11 protein-coding genes and 1 pseudogene are annotated in these 20,534 nt (G+C 43.0%); 8 read left to right on the top strand and 4 right to left on the bottom strand.

All coding sequences use genetic code 11. From position 1 onward, the window contains the following. Position 1 precedes the first annotated feature (1 nt). The 4 genes from A0256_17625 to A0256_17610 all read right to left on the bottom strand — a co-directional run bounded on the left by A0256_17625 (position 2) and on the right by A0256_17610 (position 5,912). Positions 2–733 (bottom strand): hypothetical protein, encoded by a 732-nt coding sequence (locus tag A0256_17625; GenBank protein ID AMR33104.1) that lies wholly within the window; start codon positions 731–733, stop codon positions 2–4. Positions 734–998: 265 nt separating this feature from the next. Then, on the bottom strand, positions 999–4,142 hold the full coding sequence (locus A0256_17620) for a hypothetical protein (GenBank protein AMR33103.1): 3,144 nt from the start codon (positions 4,140–4,142) through the stop codon (positions 999–1,001). Between the two features lie 125 nt (positions 4,143–4,267). Next, positions 4,268–4,714: a hypothetical protein gene (locus tag A0256_17615; protein ID AMR33102.1), complete on the bottom strand. Its 447-nt coding sequence runs from the start codon at positions 4,712–4,714 to the stop codon at positions 4,268–4,270. Next, the gene (locus A0256_17610) at positions 4,707–5,912 is read right to left on the bottom strand and encodes a hypothetical protein (protein ID AMR33101.1); all 1,206 of its coding nucleotides are present in this window, start codon (positions 5,910–5,912) and stop codon (positions 4,707–4,709) included. The genes A0256_17615 and A0256_17610 overlap by 8 nt, the downstream gene beginning before the upstream one ends. 710 nt (positions 5,913–6,622) lie before the next feature. On the opposite strand from A0256_17610, the gene A0256_17605 reads away from it, so the two are divergent. The 8 genes and pseudogenes from A0256_17605 to A0256_17570 all read left to right on the top strand — a co-directional run bounded on the left by A0256_17605 (position 6,623) and on the right by A0256_17570 (position 20,520). Next, complete coding sequence (locus A0256_17605) at positions 6,623–7,705, top strand: hypothetical protein (GenBank protein AMR33100.1); 1,083 nt, start codon at positions 6,623–6,625, stop codon at positions 7,703–7,705. A gap of 44 nt (positions 7,706–7,749) precedes the next feature. Continuing rightward, positions 7,750–8,910 (top strand): hypothetical protein, encoded by a 1,161-nt coding sequence (locus A0256_17600; protein ID AMR33099.1) that lies wholly within the window; start codon positions 7,750–7,752, stop codon positions 8,908–8,910. Continuing rightward, the gene (locus A0256_17595; protein AMR33098.1) at positions 8,904–10,763 is read left to right on the top strand and encodes a hypothetical protein; all 1,860 of its coding nucleotides are present in this window, start codon (positions 8,904–8,906) and stop codon (positions 10,761–10,763) included. The genes A0256_17600 and A0256_17595 overlap by 7 nt, the downstream gene beginning before the upstream one ends. After that, a complete protein-coding gene (locus A0256_17590) occupies positions 10,760–12,217 on the top strand; it encodes a hypothetical protein (protein AMR33097.1) in 1,458 nt (485 codons plus the stop codon). The genes A0256_17595 and A0256_17590 overlap by 4 nt, the downstream gene beginning before the upstream one ends. Positions 12,218–12,343: 126 nt before the next feature. Further along, positions 12,344–12,574 (top strand): hypothetical protein, encoded by a 231-nt coding sequence (locus A0256_17585; protein AMR33096.1) that lies wholly within the window; start codon positions 12,344–12,346, stop codon positions 12,572–12,574. Positions 12,575–13,264: 690 nt separating this feature from the next. Further along, a pseudogene (locus tag A0256_17580) lies at positions 13,265–13,890 on the top strand (transposase). A 1,027-nt stretch (positions 13,891–14,917) separates the two neighbouring features. Then, positions 14,918–16,009, top strand: coding sequence for a hypothetical protein (locus A0256_17575; protein AMR33095.1), 1,092 nt, complete (start codon positions 14,918–14,920; stop codon positions 16,007–16,009). A gap of 38 nt (positions 16,010–16,047) precedes the next feature. Further along, the gene (locus tag A0256_17570; GenBank protein AMR33094.1) at positions 16,048–20,520 is read left to right on the top strand and encodes a hypothetical protein; all 4,473 of its coding nucleotides are present in this window, start codon (positions 16,048–16,050) and stop codon (positions 20,518–20,520) included. Positions 20,521–20,534: the final 14 nt, after the last annotated feature.

Genomic DNA, 20,534 nt, shown 5'->3' with positions numbered 1-20,534 from the left:
CTTATACTTCTTCCGTTACTTTTTTTGCCCCGATTACCTTGTGTGCAAGGCTGTCAAAGAAACTGGTTTTGTAAGCGGCTCCAATTGTCAGAGAAGCCCTTCCGCACATGACAATGTCATTTCCGTTGACTTCTGTGAGCAGGTCGTTGTTGATGATATAGGACCGGTGAATTCTGGTGAACTTGAAAGGGTTCAGATTGGCGTAAATATCGGTCAACGAAATGTAGGTTTTAATCCGGGTACCGTCGACAAGGTGAATATGAATATAATTTAAAGCTCCTTCTATATAGACGATATCCGAAAAATTGATCCTGATGAATTTTCCGCGGGCCTCTGTTCGAATGAAAAAATGGTTTTCGCGGGAATAAGCGCTAAGCCTTTTGGCTATGTTTTTCAGGTTGGTCAGGCACTTTATAAAGCGCCAGTAAGGGACAGGTTGGAGCAGGTAATCGAAGATCTCGTTATCATATGCGGCCAAGGCGAGATCCGGATCTTCGGTGATCAGTATAACGGTTGTCAGGCTACTTGTCAATTTGGCGAGATCTATCCCGGAAATTTCCCGCATACTGGCATTAACAAACGTGAGGTCTGGTAATATACGGTTAACCAGATTGATCCCGTTGTTCAACCCAACGGAACAGCCTGCGAATTCTAGTCCTGGGGTATCGTTGATATAATTTTCAATAAGTTGTGATGAGGTCGGTACATCCTCGATAATACAGCATTTCAGCATTTTTATAAAAAATTTATTAAGGCAAAGGTTGGTTGAAAAAAGATTGTGCTTCCTATCAAACGTAACGGGCGTATGTCCCACTCGTCGATGTGCCCCCTCGCGAAGCCGAACGTCAAAACTTTTTACTGTATTAAATTATGGAAAATTAATCGATGATCTGTCAGGAGAATGACGAACCTATCAAAATATGTGACTAATACCTATTATCGGGTGACGAAATGGCGATTGGAGCGAAACGGTATATGGCACCCGACTAATACTAATTTCATTTCCGGGTTTCCTGAAGCTTGAAAGATAAATCAGGGACGTCGCGTTTGCCATCCCGGTTCCAAAGCATGACGGGAAGAAAAATAAACACGCTGAAAAAAGAGCAGGCGACGCCGCCGATGGTACCTGTTGCAAAGGAGAACCAGAATACCTCATTATTTCCCTGGAATAAAAACGGGATTAAACCGCAAACGGCCGATATACTTGTTAGTAAAATGGTCCTGAACCTGTTTAAGATTGCATTGGTCAAAAGCTTGTTTCTGTTTTCTTCCGGGAATTTCTTCTGCAGCATATTGTAATCGTTGATGATGAAGATACCGGCATTGGCTACCAAGCCTCCAAGCATGATAAATGAAGCGTAGCCACCCTGATCGAACGAAATACCAAACCAATAGAAAGTCAAAAATATACCGATGAAAGAAACTGGTATGGTAAAGATGATGGCCAGCGGCTGGAAGAGGTTTTCAAACAGGATACAACAAATGATATAGTTTGTGATTATCAACAAGACAACGATGGTTCCATAGATGGCATCATCATTCTTTTGAGTTCTTGAATCATTGACCCTTTCTAAGAAATAACCCTCCGGCAGGCTCTTTTTGAAATTCGTCATACTTTTTTCCAGAAAGCGGTCCCCGAAGTTTGCCGATCCGTTGTATTCAAAACTGACAACCCTGAGGTACTGTCTGTTCTCTTTATAAATAGCACCGGATGTCTTATCCAGGGTTATCTTTCCCATGCCTGAAAACCTGATCGCCTTTTCATTACTGATAAGAAGCGGGTCATGGAGCAGGTCCCATTCGGTAAGTGTGGACGTTCCGGATGCGGTGAAATGAAGCGGGTAAAAAGTGTTGTCCACGTTAATGGCGGAGATTTCGGGATTATCCCTTTCCCAGGCCAGGGCTGTGTTGAGATCTGCGTGGTTCAGGTTCCTTGCCGTCAATGCGCTGTCGTTGATATGGAAATTATATTGCTGGCCTGGTTTATCTTCATAAGTGTACCGCTCGTTTAGTTCAACTTTGCCCACACGTTTATTGGAGCTGAGTAAATGGCCGTAGTCGGATACCAGCCTATCCAATGTCCCCGCGTCATAACCGCTCAACTTTATCCGAAAAAAAGGTAGTTGATTTTCCATCGAATTACTGAAGCCCTGTCCGGAACCGTAAATACTCCAGGTCACCCCGCCATAAAAAATCACTTTATTGGTCAAGAGATATTTAATCCGCCCTGGATAATCCGAATGTTCAAAGCCCTTTTTAAAAAAGATTTCCATAACGCCATTCTGCGGGGAATAGATTCTTGAGATATATTTATCGATGCCTTCGTACGGTTTGAGGAAATTTTCCAGCGCGATGAAAAGCTGATCCATTTGTTCAATTGGTTTGCCTGGTGGTATTTCTGCGTTGATCACCAGTTTTGTTTTGCCTGCGTCCCGAAAACCGCTGCCATCAAATACATTGACCTTGAATAAACGGAGCGATCCGCCAGTGTATTTGTCCAGGTAAGGCCTGAGGTATTGCTGATATACATCAGATCCTATTGTCCGGTTATAAAGAGAGGAATTTTCCAGCTTATCAGGAAGCAGGAAAATTGGTAATCCAAATAATAGGGTGACTGCAACCAGGAATGTTTTTTTGAACCTCCCTGTGTTTTTAATGAGGATAAAATAAACCCGGCCTGCTTTCATCGAGACTTTTTGGGCTTCCGTCACAACGCCGGGTGCCGGCCTGTTCCAACCGGAGCCGTATGTGATTTTGTAAAGTGAAATTGTAAAGAACAGGTTTGTCAGCAGGGATGAACCCAATGCCAGGCAAATAATAATGGAAAAATCACCCAGGTTTTTCTTTTCTTCATCGGGTAAAAGAAAAACCAACAACAGGGAGGCGATCGTCGTGAGCGTCGCACCCAACAATGCGGTGTACGATTTGATATTCTTATACTGATGGAAGTAGTCGAATATAATGATCGCATGGTCAATCATTATACCGAAGGCGATGGTAATACCGGCCAGGGAGTAAAGATGGATTTCCACACGAAGAAACCAGCAGCACAATACGAGGAGTCCGAGGTTGATTAGTAATGTACCCGTTAATATGATAAGAGGCTGCCAGTCGCGGTATGAAATAAATAGCAGAATGACCAAAATGATGACCACAAAACAGCTCCTGATAATGTTTTCCCGAAGTTCGGTCCTGATATATGCCGAGTTATCATGGGTAAGTACAAAACTGCAATTTTTATCAAACGCCGTTTCAATGCCTAGGATTGCCTGTTTGATGTGCACTGTTGCTTCAAGCTGATTTTTTCGGTCGTCAGCATATATGCTTAAATTAATCGACTTTTTACCGTTAATCCTGAAGATATTTTCGGCAGGCTTATTACCGAGATAAACATTGCTTAAATCGCCCAAATGAACCAGTCCTGCCTGCAGAGTGACAACCGGGATGTTTTTGATGTCCAATAAAGAACTGATGGGATGGAATACCCTCACGGCCATTTGCCCGTAAGTGCCGACATTGGTCAGTCCAGGATAAAACTCCGTCGTGTTTTTCCTGATAGCAGATACCAGGGATTCCGGCCGAAGCTGTAATGCCTGTAGTTTTTGCTGGTCATAAATAATATTCAACTGCTGATCGTCATACCCTGATAACTCTATCCGCCTGATACCTGGTACGGCAGCGAGCTTTTGTCTGATAGAAAGTTGTACGTTATTGCTGGTTTCAGCGCTGTTTTTTTTGAACTCGATCGTATAAACCAGTAGCGGGGTTTTATCAGCCGTGTTCATTTCTTCGCCTTTACTCACCAATGGAAATGAGACACGTGGCGAAAGGTGCTGTCTCGCTTCCCGAACCGCTGAAATGATTTCAAAATATTTATAGTCGAAATCAGATTTACTCTCAAAAGTAACAACTATGCGCCCGGAATTGTAAGAGGAGACGGAAGATATTTTTTTGATCCCATTAATTCCGGAAAGGATATTCTCTAACGGTTCTGTTGCGAGTGTCTCCGTCTGTTCCGGGTCGGCATCAGCAACGCTAAAAAGTATAGAGATCTGGTTAGCCGTTGTCTGCGCCGGTAAATAACTGATATTTAATTTGCTAAGACAAAAAATGCTCAGCATTGCGGTCACAATAAACAGCATGACAATTCTAATCGGCGTCATTAATTATGATTATGGTCTGGCTACTTGTCAGTTTTTAAGGTGATTTCACCGCTTTCTTTTTGCCTTTCTTTCCGGACATGTCTTTGTTATATTATACCCGGGCTTTATTTGGTGACGTGAGGCATCAGCGGAGAAATATTTTTGACCCGATTTTTGTCCATTGTTATTTTATATGGGCCTTTGATATCCTTTGTGAGCGCGGCAACATTCTCGAGCAGGGTATACCCCTGTAATATCACGAGATTACTGCTATCTACAATATTGCTGACGGGAAGATCTCTGTAACGAATTTTACGGAAAGCAGTGGTATAAATAATATACCGCTCTTTCCGAGGGATTTTACTTAGGTAAAATTCCAGGTTTTTAATACAAAATTCACACGAAGCATCAGCAATCAGGTAAAATGTAGCAGACTTGTTAGTCCCCACCAGGTTCTTCATTAAAATGGAATCAGCTACCCGGAATCTATCGCTTTCATCTTTCTGATGGCTATTGCAGGAAAAGAGGCAGCCGATCATACATGCAGCTACCACGAGATTCGCCTTATTCATAATTAAGCTTGATTTTGTAGAGTTGAATATCTTCGTTGATCTTGGAATTTCCCGAGATCATCACCTCGTTACTATTTAGTGCGGCTACGTGACTGTAAGGGGAAAGCTTCACGGGAAGGTTTACAAAAAATTGCTTGTCCGTTTTAAGATCGATTACATGTAGCACGGGCGTAACCACTACTTTGTTTTCTTCAAATTGATTTTTAGGTATCGCATCTGCCTCCAGAGGTTTGAGGTAAAGGATGAATGCTTTACCATCTTTGATGTCCATGCTGTAATAATAAATATTGGCATACCTTAATTTAAAGTCCGTTTCGGTGCTTTTTTGCTGGTCTCTGATACCTTGGTTAAACGGAATGCTGTAGCCTCCGGTCGCATATGGCGGTGAAACGGCATAGGTTTTGATTAAATGCCAATTATCGTCATAAGCATAGAGGTTATCATCGAACTCGTATTTAACGTATTTGGTTTTCGTGGGTGCATCTGCGGCAATCTGCGCGACCGGGCTGTCCCAGTCCTTTTTATTTGCGGCTAAGGCTGACTGGATTTTAGGGTAATTTTTGTAGGGCAGGTACCTTTTTTTACTAATCACATTGAAGTCTTTATCCAGATCGAGTTCCATAACACTACTGGTTCTTTTGTAAAGGTCGGGTGAACTGAATCCATATTGAGTGGTATTCGTGCTCAGGAATAATTTTGTTACGCCGTCCGTTTTTTCTACAAAGGATGTGGATTGCAACGTGGGGACATAATCGTAGTCAATATATTGGTTAAGATATATCCTTTTTACAAATTTAAATGCAGGATTGAAAATGGAAATGCATGGTGTATTACCGTCTTCTACAACAAAAAGAAAATTATCTGTTGACAGGTTAGGCTGAATAAAGGTGCCAACAAATTGTCCGAGCAGCTCTCCTTTTTTACTGATGGTTTTCTGAAAAACGCCTTTGTGGTTTAACAGTGATAAATTTAAGGCTGGGTGCTGAAATGCGAGTATCGAATCGTGTGCTATCTTACTGATATCGAAGAACCGGAACGAAAGCGAGTCGTTGTACAACGGGATGCTGTCGGTAATTTTAAAGGAGATTTCCTTGGCCTCAGGGTTTCTGTTTCCAAATGACCGGCAGGAAAAGAGCAAAAGGCTGGATAAGGCAGCTATTGCAATGGTTTTTATCTGAATGCTTTGCAGTTGTTTCATGTTCTCGTATATTGATTGAAGAATTACATCGGGTAGCTGGCTCTTTTGTGACCTTTACATAGTTTTCAACACTATCAAAAAGGAATTTATCGCAAACTGGGAAATGGGTAGCGGCAACCGTTCGACTCTGTCAGTTTTACAGTTGCTGAAGAAAAAATATTTGCAGACCTTGATCGTATCGACCAAAGATATGATCGGACACGTTTTGAAAAGAAGCCCGTCAGGCTTTTAAACCTGACAGGCCTTTCACGATTAATTAGCCGGTGAACATGGATGTGTGCAGTTGTTTGCGCTACCATCACAAACTGCGATGCCTTGCACTGTACGCAGTGAGCCCCAGCAATAAGTGGTAGGTACAGTTGCATTCGATTTGCTTACTGGGAAAATAATTCCTGAACCTACAAGAAGAGCAGTTGCGACGATTTTTGAAAAGTGTTTTTTTAAGCTGTTCATAATGATGTTTTTTTAATTAATAATAAATAATAATTTAATTGAACGCTGTCGGCCGACTGCTAAACAAAACTATATAACAAAAAATTAAATAACAACAGAATAAAATATTTTTTTTTGTTATTATTGAGAATATAATTTGCTTTTTCATTTTTTCTTGTTAATCCTGATAAAATGATATTTGATATATATATAAATACTATTTCACATAAAAATGAAACAATAACGCTTTTTAAAAACTCTAAACATGGGATCAATTTATGACAGAAAAAATGGTTTTTATACTCTCTGCGGCGGCGCTGTTCTGCTTTTTTCAATCTTGCTCAGGGCCAAAAAAGGAAAAAGAAAACGCTGATTCTTTAAGCCTGGTGCCAGTAACAATGGAACAGATACCGGTCGACACTATTCGCGCCCAAACAAAAAAAATACAGTTTAAAGTCGAAGGTGCCGGAAAAGTTTACCCTGAGAAAATTGCAAAAATCTACAGCACGATGAGCGGCTTTATTGAACTGAGTAGGGCTGGTAACGGCGCGGTGTTCGGATCGGGTGAAGAGGTGCTGAAATTTGATACCAAAGACCTGATCATCAAATTGAACAGGGCCAAAGAAACTGCTTTTAACAGTTCCGTTAACTATAAGAGCGATCTGTTGAGTCAGGAAAGCCTGCTGAAAAACAAAAGCCGTGCAACGCTTGATACGGTTTACCATAAAATTAAATCGAACGCGGGCTTAGTCCAGGCTGAACTTGACATTCAGGAACGTGAAAATGAACTTTCCAGGGCCTCTGTCCGAGTCCCTTTTGCCGGGAAAGTGGCCAATGTCAAGGTGCACCAAGGGGATTTTGTTCGTGCGGGGGATGAATTGTTTACTGTTTACTCGTCCGGTGAACTGTCGCTGGAAACCAGTCTGCTGGAGGAGGACATCAATAAAATAAAAATTGGGCAGGCCGGTACTGTGATCCCTTTGGCCACAGGAAAAGTACACGGAGCGGTTGTCGGAGAAATCAACCCAATCGTCGACGAAAATGGCATGGTCAGGGTCCGGCTACATATCCGAGATTTTGTGGGGCTGCTACCTGGGATGAACGCACAGGCAGTTATCAATATTCCGGAAAACCGCGCGCTGATGATCCCGAAACGTGCCGTTGTCACCAGGAGCGGAAAAATGATCGTATTTACGTTTGAACATGGTCTGGCGGTGTGGAATTATGTTAATACTGGACATGATGATGGTAAAGAGGTGGAGATATTATCTGGTGTTACACCCGGTTCAAGTGTAATTGTATCCAATAACCAGCAGCTGAACAACGACAGCCCTGTAAAAATTAGTAACCCCACAAAATAGCGGCTATGGTCAGGTATTTAATAGCGAGACCGATAGCGGTTTTAATGTCGTTCCTGGTTATCAGTGTATTGGGGGTACTGGCGTTGCGGAAAATCCCGATTTCTTTACTTCCGGGTATCGATGTACCTGTCATTCTGATCAAAATAAGTTATCCGAATACTGCGGCAGCGGCGATCGAAAAGAATGTCACCAGCCTGATCAGGGAAAGTATTGTAAATGCGGATCACCTGAAGGATATCGAAGCGACCAGTACCAATCATGCCGCTATCCTGCATATCTCATTCAGTTTCGGTACGAATATGAACTTGGCTTACGTGGATATGAACGAAAAGATAGACAGGCTGATCAGCACGCTGCCCACGGATTTGCCAAGGCCACAGATATCGCGGCTGAATACATCGGATGTCCCTATCCTGCGGGTCCAGCTGGTCCCGCAGGACACGGCTAAATTGGTGGAATTATCCGTGCTGGTTAAAAAATCGATCAAGAGGCGATTTGAACAGATCCCCGGGGTCGCTATGGTAGATATCAATGGCGCCCAGCATCCCGCGGTAAAAATCACACCCGACACCAGGGCGATGTCCGCACTAGGCATCAATATTGACCGAATAGCGGAGGTTATCAATACGTCGGATGCTGATGTCGGTTCGCTGACCGTCAAGGATGGTACTAACACCTACTTTTTAAAGCTCAAAAACCGTTCCGGTGATTTGGACCAGCTCAGGCGCGTCATGATTCCAGTTGATTCATCCCATAGCGTCCCGCTCGCGACCCTGGCACGGGTGACCAATTACCGGGAGGAGCCTTCCGGGTATCATTTGTATAACGGAAAGGAAGGGTTGGTCATTAATATTTTAAAACAACCCGATGCTAAAATGAACGAACTGCTGCCACGGGTGCTGAACACCATTAAGTTCCTCAGCAAAGATTATCCGGGTGTTCGTTTTTCGACGACCCAAAACCAGAATTTCCTGCTCGAGGCCGGTATAAGCAATCTCGTTCAGGACCTGATTTTTGGGGGTATACTCTGCGTGCTGTTATTGTTTCTTTTCCTTGGAAATTATGCTATGCCGCTGCTGATGAGTATCAGTATCCCGCTATCGCTTGTTATTTCCTTTGTTTTCTTTTATATCTTTCAAATATCTTTCAAATATCTTTCAATATTATTTCCCTATCGGGGCTTGCACTGGGGATTGGTATGCTGATCGACAATTCTATTGTCGTATTAGATAACATCTACAGGAAACAACTGGAGGGATTGAACATCGACGAAAGTTGTGTACAGGGCACGAATGAGGTGATTGTTCCAGTAATTAGTCAGGTACTTACAACCGTGGCGGTTTACGCGCCTTTGATCTACCTGAGTGGCATCGCGGGCGCGCTCGTTTATGATCAGGCAACCGCCCTGACTATATCGCTGATCGTTTCGCTTCTGGTGGCGTTTATGTTGAACCCTTTGCTCTATAAGCTCCTGATCGGCAAAAGGCAACTTACCTTAAAGGAGGACACCCGGTTCTATTTATGGATATCTCATCAATACCACCGGATGATCAATCATATCTTCAGGCACAAAAAACGTTTTTTCTATATCACAATCCTTTTTATGCCAGCTTGCGCGGTCTTTTTCCGTTATGTGCCGATCGCTTCATTACCGCATATCGCACAAAATGAAATCCTCCTGACTATTGACTGGAACAGGCCACTATCGGTCGATGCAAATAGGGCCGGTACACTTGAGGTGATCAGTACGTTGAATAGCAAGGTAACGTGGGAGGCTGAAATAGGGATAAGGCAATTTTTGCTCAACGAAAACACGAACAACACACAGCACACCGAAGTATACCTGAGTTTCCCAACCGAAAATGAAAAAAAACAGGGTGAGTACAGGCTTTCGGGGTGCTTAAAATCTAGGTTTCCAGGGGTTTCTTTTACGGTAACGGATGCGCCGAATGCCTTTACCCAGTTGTTCGAAAACAGAGAGCCGTACTTTGAAGCCCGGTTCAAGCCAATCACAGAATCTTCGGGTGAAGCGGACTTCAGGTCGGTGAAGCGCGCCTTGTCAGGCCTCCATAACCGGGCCTGGCAATTCGGGCCGGGATTTCAGGAAGAAGACAATATAGACATGTCGCTTAAGGAAGAGGTGCTGGAAGCCTACCACATTAATGATGACGAAGTCAAATCCGAATTGAAAAGGATAACCGGTTCTTACCGGATGAGTCAAAGGAACAAGGAGGACTGGGAATCGTTGGTGCTAAGCGGCCCCGATGGCGATTTCACGGACCTCATGACCCAATCCCGGATCAACAAGAACAAGGTTTCTTACCCACTTTCTGCACTGGTTAATTACGGTTTTGCGCGGCATACTAAAAACATTACATCCGATAAATCCGGCCCTTACCGGTCTGTTCTGTTTACACAAGCGGGCAGTGGAAATATTGAATACCTATCGACCACGCTGAGGAGGATAGCGCTTAGTTCAAACTGTACGGTCATGTTCACGGGCAAATACTTTTCCAACCAGGCCGCTGTTAAGGACCTCGCCATCATCTTTTTTATCTCGATTTTGCTGCTTTACTTTATCTTGGCTATGCAGTTCGAGAGCCTGGCTTACCCCTTCATCGTGATGTTGACACTCCCGCTGGGTATTTCTGCCGCCTTATTACTACTGTGGATGTGCGGCGGTACTCTGGACATCATGGCGGCAGTGGGATTCGTCGTGGTACTGGGGATCATTGTCGACGACCCGATATTGAAAGTGGAGACTATCAACCGGATCCGCAGGCAGTATAAGGAATCGGGGCGAGAAGAAACGACAGAACAGCTGGAACAGCTGTTGCACCAGGCCGGTGAGATTTGTCTGAAACCGCTATTGATGACTTCCCTGAGCACAAGCCTGGCATTACTCCCGGTCTTATTTACCCCGGGTATCGGCAGTGACCTGCAACGGCCCATGGTATATGTTATCATCGGGGGGCTGACCATCGGTACATTCCTGGCCGTATGGTTTGTGCCCCTTTCTTACTTCTTCCTAACGACCAAATTCAAACGTTCAAAATGACCATAAAATACCTTTGGAGATGTTTACTGCTGTTCCCGTTATGCGCTCACGGCCAGGAAAAAAAGAGTTATTCACTTGCCAATATCATCGATCTTGCGATACATCATTCCACGTCCGCCAAACTCGCGGGTAGTAACAAACAGGCGTTGGCATTGTCCTTCGAAAATTACAAGGCCACACTGAAGCCGCAGGTGGTGATATCCGGGAGCCTGGCGAATTATTCGAAAGAATACTCTAAAATATCTCAGGATGATGGTTCATTCCGTTTCATACCGATCAGGCAAAATTATTCAAGCCTGGGAGCTACGCTCAGTCAGAGTGTATTAGCGACCGGAGCGGATATTTCACTGACAACTAACTTGTCCAGGTTTGATGATTTCGGAAACCATTACCGGCAATACAGTGGGAGTCCCTACAACCTGATGGTCAACCAGCCCTTATTCGCCTATAACCGGTTCAAATGGCAAAAACAGATCGAGCCTTTGAAATTACAGGAGTCAAGGAAGGCATTTACGCAGGAAATGGAAAACCTTTCTGATAATGTGGTGACCTATTTTTTTGACGCGGTTGAAGCATCCGTTAATAAGCAACTCGCTGTTAAAAACCTCTTCAACATCCAGCACTTATACGAGATCGAAAATAAACGGGTCAGCCTAGGTACGACCACCAAAGATAAAATCCTGCAGCTTAAACTCCGGATCTTAAATTCACAGCAGGATCTGCAAAAGTCTAACGTCGACTTTAAGTCCGCCATCTACAAGTTGAAGACTTATGCGGGTATTAAGGATACGGCGCTCAACGATCTCCTGATTCCGGATACCCTCCCGGTTATGCGGCTTTCCCTGGATCAGGCCATAGCAGAGGCAAAAATGAACAGGAAAGAGTTTATTGCCTTCAAAAGGAGAATCCTCGAGGCAAAAAGTAACCTTGAAAGCGCCAACAGGGAGCGTTATTCGATAACCCTAAGCGCGGTTCTCGGGTTAAGCGGCTCGGACGCCGACATATATGGTATTTACAGTTCCTCTAAGGGCCAGCAACAACTCTCGCTGAATTTGAGCATTCCAATTGTGGACTGGGGGCGAAATAAAGGTAAACGCGACCTCGCGCTGTCAAATTTAAAAACAGAACAATACAACGTTGAACTCGAACAGCTTGCGATCGTGCAAGAGATAGTTAGCCTTGTTCAAAATACGGAATTGATCAGCGACAATATTCAAATAGCGAGACAGGCCGATAGTATCGCCAACGAACGTTATGAATTGGCCGAACAGCAATTTTTAATCGGTCGGATCAGCCTTACTGACCTTCATATTGCATTAACGGAAAAAGATGAGGCCAAACGGTCTTTTATCAAAAATCTCCGTTTGTTCTGGGAATCCTATTATCATATCCGGCGGCTAACGCTCTTTGATTTTGTAGGCGGTAAAAAAATAAATTATGATGCTGCTGACTAAAAAGTGCGCAAATAATGGCCCTTAAAATAACCCCAACGAACAAAAAAAACTACAAATGACTTTAATCAGGCCAACCTCACGGTTGATCAAATTGATGAAAGGATCAAATCTCTTGTAAAACAGCCAATGCTTGGCCAGACTGAAATTCCCATCAACGTTGGAAAGTTGAAATTCATTGGGCGTAAAAACCCATTGAATGTTTCGTTTCCTGACTCAATATATTTTGTAAAGGATCTTCCTTTCCTAAACAAGGATCTGGAAATTTATAATTACGATGGCGTTTACATTTTTGTTGCTGATAATAGTGCAAAAAGCTTGTTGAATATTTTTTTTACGGTAAGGCGTTTGGAATACTAAAATATCGTTACCCAGAAGTTTATACGCGATTAATATTCCCTGACCAAGTTGAACTTGGCCTAAAAAACAAGAACCTGCCGATAGAAGTCACGATACCTAATTCCAGAAAGACTGTCCCGGTTATCTAGTGTTGAGTTAAATATAATATGACGTATAAAAGTATATATTTGTAAAACGATTTACAGATGATACGCTATACGATAAACTTACCAAAGAAGAGGTTGGAGAGTTATACTCAATAATCAACAAAGGCTCCCATAGTTATCAAACATTCCGGACAGCCTATGTACTTCTGAATTGTGATGAAGGGGAATATGCGGAGAAGATAAACAATGAACAGATCAGTAAAGTTCTGAAAGTAGGGATGCGAACGATAGACCGGGTGAAGAAAAAGTTTATTGAAGAGGGTTTTAAAGGTGTTTGAGATCGTCGGCCCACCAGCCGGGTTTATGAAACAAAATCAGATGGCGATGTAGAAGCTAAACTGGTAGCTTTATGTTGCAGTGAGCCGCCTAAGGGGTTTGCTAAATGGACATTAAGGTTACTTGCCGATAAGATGGTGGAGTTGGAATATGTAGAAAGCATTTCGCATGTGACTGTAAGAAGCGTGCTTAAAAAAACGAACTTAAGCCTTGGAAAGTGAAGGGATGGGTAATACCGCCGGAAAAAAGCAGCGAATTTGTAGCCAATATGGAACGGGTATTGGATATATACAAAAAGCCTTATGGTGAGGATTTTCCGGTTGTATGCATGGATGAGTCGCCAAAATAGTTGATAGAAGAAGGGCAACCCTCACAAGCCATGAAGCCTGGCCAGGAGGCAAGAGTAGATTACGAGTATATAAGGCATGGGGTAGTCAATATATTTATGGCCAACGAACCGTTGAAGGGCAATCGCTTTGTAGGAGTTACGGTATTTAAAACCAAAAAAGACTGGGCTTTATTCGTAAAAAGAATAGCAGATGAATGCTACCCGGCGGCGAAAAAATAACTTTAGTAATGGACAATTTTAAAACCCATTCGGCCTCTGCATTTTATGAGACATTTGAACCAGCCGAAGCCAAAAGGCTATGGGATAGGTTTGAGTTTGTTTATACGCCCAAGCATGGAAGCTGGCTCAATATGGCCGAGATAGAATTGCATGTATTGAATAGGCAATGCTTAAACAGGCATATTTCAACAATGCAAGAAATCACCGAAGAGGTAGCGGCTTGGCAAGACAACAGAAATAATAAGAACAGCAAAATTAACTGGCAGTTCAAAAATAAAGATGCGCGCATAAAACTGAAAAGGCTTTATCCGTCATTACACGATTAACATAACACTAGTTTGATATGACGCTGCAGTAGATTGCTGGAAGTCTTAGCAATTTTAGGCTGGCACCCGATCCTCCAAACAGCCCCTACCGTAACATTCTTTTGTATGAGAACACGTTGACGGCCTTAACTTCGATCAATTACGAGACAGTGCGTCCAACGGAAATATATGGGTCAGTCGATACACTGATAAATTATTGGTCTTAATACCAGGCACTGTTCCGTTGGAAACTTTCTAATGAACACGATGGGCGCTATTTCCGCTTATCATTTCTTCCCTAAAAACCTTCCCTAAATTTCGTTTTTGAAACTATGACAAGCAATTACTTTTAGCCGCTTAAACCGAACTCCGATTTTAAAAAAGAACGGACGATAACTATTGCCCTTGAATACAAAAAATATTAGACAAGGCAGATCGTGTTTAAACTAACCTTGAAGCTAGTCACGACGAAACTCCGCGTATTGAGAACGCGATATTCGACACGGTTGAAATTATATTACTGATATTCAATAGATGCAGTGTCAGATATTATAACTCCGCCAATAGGATTTTCGTAAGAAATCAATCAATCTTCAGACCGTAAAGGATTATTCTATTTATTCTCCACATATATAATTATTTTTCACTGATGATTTAGTTGCAAAATCAATTGATGATTCATATTTGCTCTTCGATCCTTAGCATTTTAGAAAAACCGCCTATTTCAATTAATTCTTCCACAAAAAGGTGCGGATTTTGCACCGTTATCCACCCCCTTATAAGAAGCCTTTTTACAGTAGTAAAAGGGCTTTTTTTATGCCTTATTTCAAGTTTTGGCAAATTCCAAGTCGCCATTTGAATTCTTATGCTGTCGAAAAACCAATTCTAGTCATCCTTCGTCATTTCTAATTATATTCTAATTGCCGGATCGCCTGCGTTTCGATCATTCCCAGTTTTTGAAACTTCGGTTGCCATTTTCGTCAACTCAGTCAGTTGAAAATTAATAGCCGGGTGGGCAGCTGCATTTTTGCATTATAATCATTGCAATATGTTCGAGGAAATGTTCAAAAAGCACTACCCAAAAATAATCTCATCAGGACTGTTGCTCCTTGCAACAGTGGCAATAATCAGCCGTTTAAACAACAATAAGGAGGCTGTCCAAAACGAAATCATTCAAGAGCTACAACCGGTAGGTTACGCAGCCCACGCTGCTTTAGTTAAAGAAATGCATTTTTCAGACGCATTTACTTATAGAGGGGCCGTAGAAGCTGGAAAAACCATCACATTAACGTCGGAAACTGACGGTAAAGTAATCTACTCTGCTATTGAAAAGGGTCTCGTGGTAACCAAAGGTGCCATTTTGGTCAGAGTTGATCCATCAACCCGTGCTTCGGGCAATCAGATCAATGAGCATTTCTACACCAAAGCTAAAGCGGACTATCTAAAATTAAAAGAACTCCAGGAGTCAGGAAATGCTTCCGGGATGGAAGTAGAGAATGCCAGGCTGCTGATGCAGAATGCCGGGTTTCAACGCAACATCAGTAAAAAGCAGGTTGAGCAAACATTAATACTGGCTCCTGAAACCGGAACGGTGATAGATAAGAAAATAAACCAGGGCGAATATGTTACGTCCGGCATTACCCTGGGCACAATGGCCTGTCTGAATAATGTTGTAGTTAACGTTTTTGTTCAGGAAAATGAAATTGCTCATTTAAAAAACGGCGATACCGCAATGGTAAAGGCTGATGCCTACCCGGATATTACTTTTAGAGGTAAAATATCGGCTATCATCCCTGTTGCGTCTTCCGCCAAAACTTTCCCGGTGGAAATCAGGGTTGTAAACAACAAGGCTAGCAAGCTTTTATCCGGAATGAATGTGACCGTAACCTTTCAGGGAGATAAACGCTCAAATGCGCTAGTTATACCCCGCAGTGCATTAACAAATAATAAAGGACAAAGTGCTGTTTACTTGATCCACCGTTCACGTCACCCCGTCCTCACACCCATTGTATTGGGGAAAGAATTCGACAATTTCCTGTCGGTATCAAGCGGCTTAAAGGTAGGGGATACCGTAATGACAACGGGCCTTTTGAATGTAGAGCCAGGTAAGAAACTACAAACGCTTACCATTAATAACTAGGCAGTTCATCACTCTAAAATCACTCCAAATCTATTTTTATGAGTATTACCGGACTGGCCATCAAAAGGCCGATCTTATTTATCGTATTCTTTCTTATTCTTGGTGGTTTAAGCATCATCAGCTATCAGAATTTAAAATATGAACTGTTGCCCAACTTGGCCACGCCAACCATTTCGGTTATTACAGCCTACCCCGGCGCTTCGCCAGAAGATGTGGAGAACAGTATTACCAAAAAAATTGAGGATGCCGTTTCGGGCGTAAGTAAAAGTAAAAAGGTAAATTCATTGTCGGCGAATAATCTTTCCGTGGTATCTATTGAATTTTTGGCTGATGCCAACCCTGATCAAGCGATGCAAGAAGTGCAGCGGTCTGTAAATAGTACCCTGGCAGATTTCCCTGAAGGTATTAAAGCACCCGTTCTGGAGAAATTTAATGTAAATGACCTGCCGGTATTAAAACTGGCCGTAACTGCATCAGTTTCCTCTTCCGAATTATACGAGCTGGTGAATAACCGGCTTAGACCAAGGCTGGCGCAGATAAAAGGCGTAGGGAAAGTCAAGATACTGGGCGGCACCCCTAAAGAAATTAAAGTGCTGATCAAACAGGATAAACTGATCAGCAACGGGTTATCGATCACCGATGTATTCGAAACGATCCGCAAAGCCAATACCGATTACCCTGTTGGTATAATAAAAGACAAGGATGCGCAGTTCGGCGTTAAGTTGAGTGGAAAGTTAACGGATACCTCCCAGGTTAGCAACTTAAGAATAAAAACCTTTCCCGATGGCAGTAACCTGAGTATAAAAGACGTTGCCACAGTGCAGATCAGCCAAAAGGACGAAGAGATCAGCAGTCGCCTTAATGGGCAAACATCTATAGCGCTATTTATCAATAAAACAAACGGCGCAAATGCAGCAGAAGTAACCAAGGTAGTAAGGGAAGAACTGCAACAGTTAGAACAGGAGTATGCAGCACAAAAAATCAAATTTAACGTGGCTCAGGATAGTTCGGAATTTACACTGAAAGCCGCCCACCAGGTTTATGATGACCTTGCTATTGCCATACTTCTGGTAGCATTGGTTATGCTGGTCTTTTTACACAGCATCCGTAATTCACTAATCATTATGGTTTCCATACCGGCTTCTTTATTCAGCGCCTTCATTATGATGTATGCGTTGGATTATTCGCTTAACCTGATGACTCTATTGGCCATGAGCCTAGTGATTGGTGTGCTGGTTGATGATTCCATAGTGGTGCTGGAGAATATTTATCATCACCTAGAAAAAGGAAAAGATAAGCGGGATGCAGCGCTGGATGGTCGGAACGAGATCGGTTTTGCCGCGCTATCGATCACGTTAGTAAACGTAGTCGTATTCTTGCCCATGGCATTGGTTCCCGGACTTGTAGGTAGCTTAATAAAAGAATTTTCATTAGTGATTGTCATATCTACGCTGTCCAGCCTTTTTGTTTCCTTCACGCTGACACCCATGATCGCATCGCGTTTTGCCAGGCTGGAGCATTTGAGCTCAAAAACGATCTTTGGAAAGGCCGGCCATTGGTTTGAGTCGGTAATGCACAGCCTCACCGAAGGATATGGTCAACTACTACGATGGAGTCTCAGCCATAAAGTCGTCATCGGTATAATTGCATTCACCATTTTTGGCAGCTCGCTGTTATTGCTGACTTCCGATACCGTCGGCACTGAATTTCTGCCAGCGGCAGATAAAGGAGAGTTATCTCTATTCGTTGATCTGCAGCCGGGGACTAAACTAGCGGAAACAGATTCTACCATTAGGATCATTGAAAATAAATTAAAATCAGTGCCTGAAATCACGAAGGTTTTTTCCAATACCGGTTACCAAAATGATGGCTTTAATGAAAAATACAGTTCGAACCTCGCCACCATCAATATATCTCTGATACCCGAAACAGAAAGAAAGAAAAGCCTGTCACAACTATCCAGAGAGCTGAAAGCCTTATCTATACAGGTAGCAGGTGTAAAAAGCAGGGTTTCTCCAATTGGTTTATTTGGTGCCAATGAAGCACCGGTACAGTTACTAATTACCGGAACCAACCGGGATAGCGTAAACGCAGCAGCAGCAGTTGTTCTCGGCCATATTCGTAGTGTAAGTGGTTTGGTTAGCCCAAGGTTATCATCTGAATTAGGTACGCCGGAAATAAAGTTGCTTGCAGACCGGGATAAAATGGCCAAACTTGGGTTAAATACCGAAGTCGTTGGAAATGCTTTGCGGCTGGCGATTTATGGAAATGATCAATTGAAGTTTCGGAACCAGGATAAGGAAACCGATACCCGGATACAGCTGGATGTTCATGACCGTAAACAAACTGATCAGCTGATGAAACTTACTTTCATCAATGCAGATAACCAATTGGTCTATTTCAATCAGTTTGCCAAAATGGTTCAGCAGTCAGGGCCGTCAGGGCTTGAACGCCGTAATAAGCAACCTAGCGTCACTTTATTGGCACAGGTTTCCGGAAGGCCCGTTGGCGATGTTGGCGAAGATATCAAAAAAAAAATCGAAAAAATTGGCTTGAGTAAAAGCGTGCAGGTGATCTACGAAGGCGATCTGGAACAGCAAGGAGATGCTTTCAATGATTTGGGGTTAGCTCTGCTGGTATCTTTCGCGCTCATCTACCTGATCATGGTGACCCTGTACAATAACTGGCTATTTCCGTTTGTGATCCTTTTTTCTATTCCGCTGGCTATCTCCGGTGCATTAATGGCATTGGCGCTCACCGCCAAATCCATGAATGTATTTTCAATTTTCGGTCTTATAATGATGATGGGATTGGTAGTTAAAAACGGTATTTTACTGGTGGACAAAACTAACGATGTTTTAAATGGCGCAGTCGACGGTCGTAGCGTTAGCCACGCACTTATAGAGGCAGGCAAGGCCAGGTTGCGGCCAATATTGATGACCACGCTTGCTATGGTAATTGGCATGTTGCCTTTGGCAGTGGCCAAAGGCGGGTCTTCCGCATTCAGTAGTGGGCTGGCCTGGGTGTTAATCGGCGGCCTGAGCAGCAGTATGTTTTTAACACTGGTGGTTGTACCGGTGGTCTACAGCACCATGTTTAAATTAAAAGCCAGCCTTAGTAACTTTTTGAAAAGGCAGTTAATGAAAAAAAAGGCAGTAACTACGCTCAGCATTTTTATTACCCTTATCATTAGTATAAGTTGCGTGGGCACCGCCTGTGCACAACACAAAATGCCGCTGTCCTTAAAGCAGGCAGTTAGCATTGGCTTAAGTGCCAATCAGCAGATTAAGCTGGCAGAACTCGACGCTCAAAAAGCAAAATTCAGCCTAAAAGAAGCTCAATCCTATCAATATCCGCAGGTTGAAATCACTGTAGATTATCTGAGGAATATTAAGCCGGCTGTATTCTTTCTCCCAACATTCGGCATTAATGCTGCGTCGCAGATTACTTATGATATTGGTAGTTTACAGGCTATACCCGCTTCTTCCAAAAATGCTTATACGGGTAACCTTAATGTCAGGATGCCAATCTTTAACCAGGAAGTTGCCGGCAATGTTCATTCGGCAAAACTAAACATGGGACTAAACGATGCCAATGCAGCGCTAAGCCGTTGGGAACTGGCAGATGAGATCAGGAAAGCTTATTTTAACAGCTTAATCGCTGGTCAAAACCAGGTATTGACAAATGCTGCCTTCAATCGTTCGCAACGCAATCTTACTGATAGCCGTTTATTATTTAGCAAGGGTTATGCCAATAAAGCAGATACCCTGAATGCATGGAGCAATTTAGAACTGATGAAGATTAATTGCAACAAGGCTCAAACTGCGATTAAACAATCTGAAAATTATCTGAAAAGTCTGTTAAATGTATCGCTGGATCAAGAATTGGCATTGACCGATACTATCGGTGTAAACTTATTAGGCGGGCAACAAAACGTAAATGTTGATACGTTAAAAAACGGTATACGCCCGGATTTGTATCTGCGTGACTGGAAAATACAGATTGCCAGCCAACAGGTTAAAAATGAGCAGTCAAAATACCTGCCCTCACTGGCGTTTGTTAGCCAGTACACGCTGCAGGCGCAGTCGGATAATTTCAAATTTGATCATTACAATGTGCCGAATAGCTTTTATATAGGCATACAATTAAGCATCCCTATTTTTACCGGTTTTCGTACTGATGCCAGAGTAAAGCAAAGCAGGCTAGCGCTGGAACAGATGACAACCGAACGAAGGCTGATGGAAAATCAGGCCAAGCTCCAAATTCGGAATAACCGCCTGGCAATTATAGAAAATAGCGAAAAAATGAAAGGCCAGCAAAATATCCGTTGTGCTCGTGAACAGGCGCTTGCATTTGTCCGGGCCAGATGGCAAAAGGGTTTTGCCAAATACGTTGAGATTGCAGATGCCGAACTGAGGGTGGTAGAGGCCGATAACGACTACACTCAAAGTGTTTTTGAATACCTCACCGCAGTGGCTGGTTATTACAAAGCAACCGGAAATACCCGCTGATTAAAGCATCCTTT

Source organism: Mucilaginibacter sp. PAMC 26640, assembly GCA_001596135.1.
Taxonomy (GTDB): Bacteria; Bacteroidota; Bacteroidia; order Sphingobacteriales; family Sphingobacteriaceae; genus Mucilaginibacter.
This window is presented reverse-complemented; position numbering and strand designations above follow the sequence as displayed.

Excerpts from the sequence above, each read along its gene's own strand:
- A0256_17595 (AMR33098.1), top strand. The coding sequence starts at position 8,904 with ATGCTGATCGACAATTCTATTGTCGTATTAGATAACATCTACAGGAAA.
- A0256_17610 (AMR33101.1), bottom strand. The coding sequence starts at position 5,912 with ATGAAACAACTGCAAAGCATTCAGATAAAAACCATTGCAATAGCTGCC.
- A0256_17615 (AMR33102.1), bottom strand. The coding sequence starts at position 4,714 with ATGAATAAGGCGAATCTCGTGGTAGCTGCATGTATGATCGGCTGCCTC.
- A0256_17570 (AMR33094.1), top strand. The coding sequence starts at position 16,048 with ATGAGTATTACCGGACTGGCCATCAAAAGGCCGATCTTATTTATCGTA.
- A0256_17625 (AMR33104.1), bottom strand. The coding sequence starts at position 733 with ATGCTGAAATGCTGTATTATCGAGGATGTACCGACCTCATCACAACTT.
- A0256_17605 (AMR33100.1), top strand. The coding sequence starts at position 6,623 with ATGACAGAAAAAATGGTTTTTATACTCTCTGCGGCGGCGCTGTTCTGC.
- A0256_17575 (AMR33095.1), top strand. The coding sequence starts at position 14,918 with ATGTTCGAGGAAATGTTCAAAAAGCACTACCCAAAAATAATCTCATCA.
- A0256_17600 (AMR33099.1), top strand. The coding sequence starts at position 7,750 with ATGTCGTTCCTGGTTATCAGTGTATTGGGGGTACTGGCGTTGCGGAAA.
- A0256_17590 (AMR33097.1), top strand. The coding sequence starts at position 10,760 with ATGACCATAAAATACCTTTGGAGATGTTTACTGCTGTTCCCGTTATGC.
- A0256_17585 (AMR33096.1), top strand. The coding sequence starts at position 12,344 with ATGCTTGGCCAGACTGAAATTCCCATCAACGTTGGAAAGTTGAAATTC.
- A0256_17620 (AMR33103.1), bottom strand. The coding sequence starts at position 4,142 with ATGCTGTTTATTGTGACCGCAATGCTGAGCATTTTTTGTCTTAGCAAA.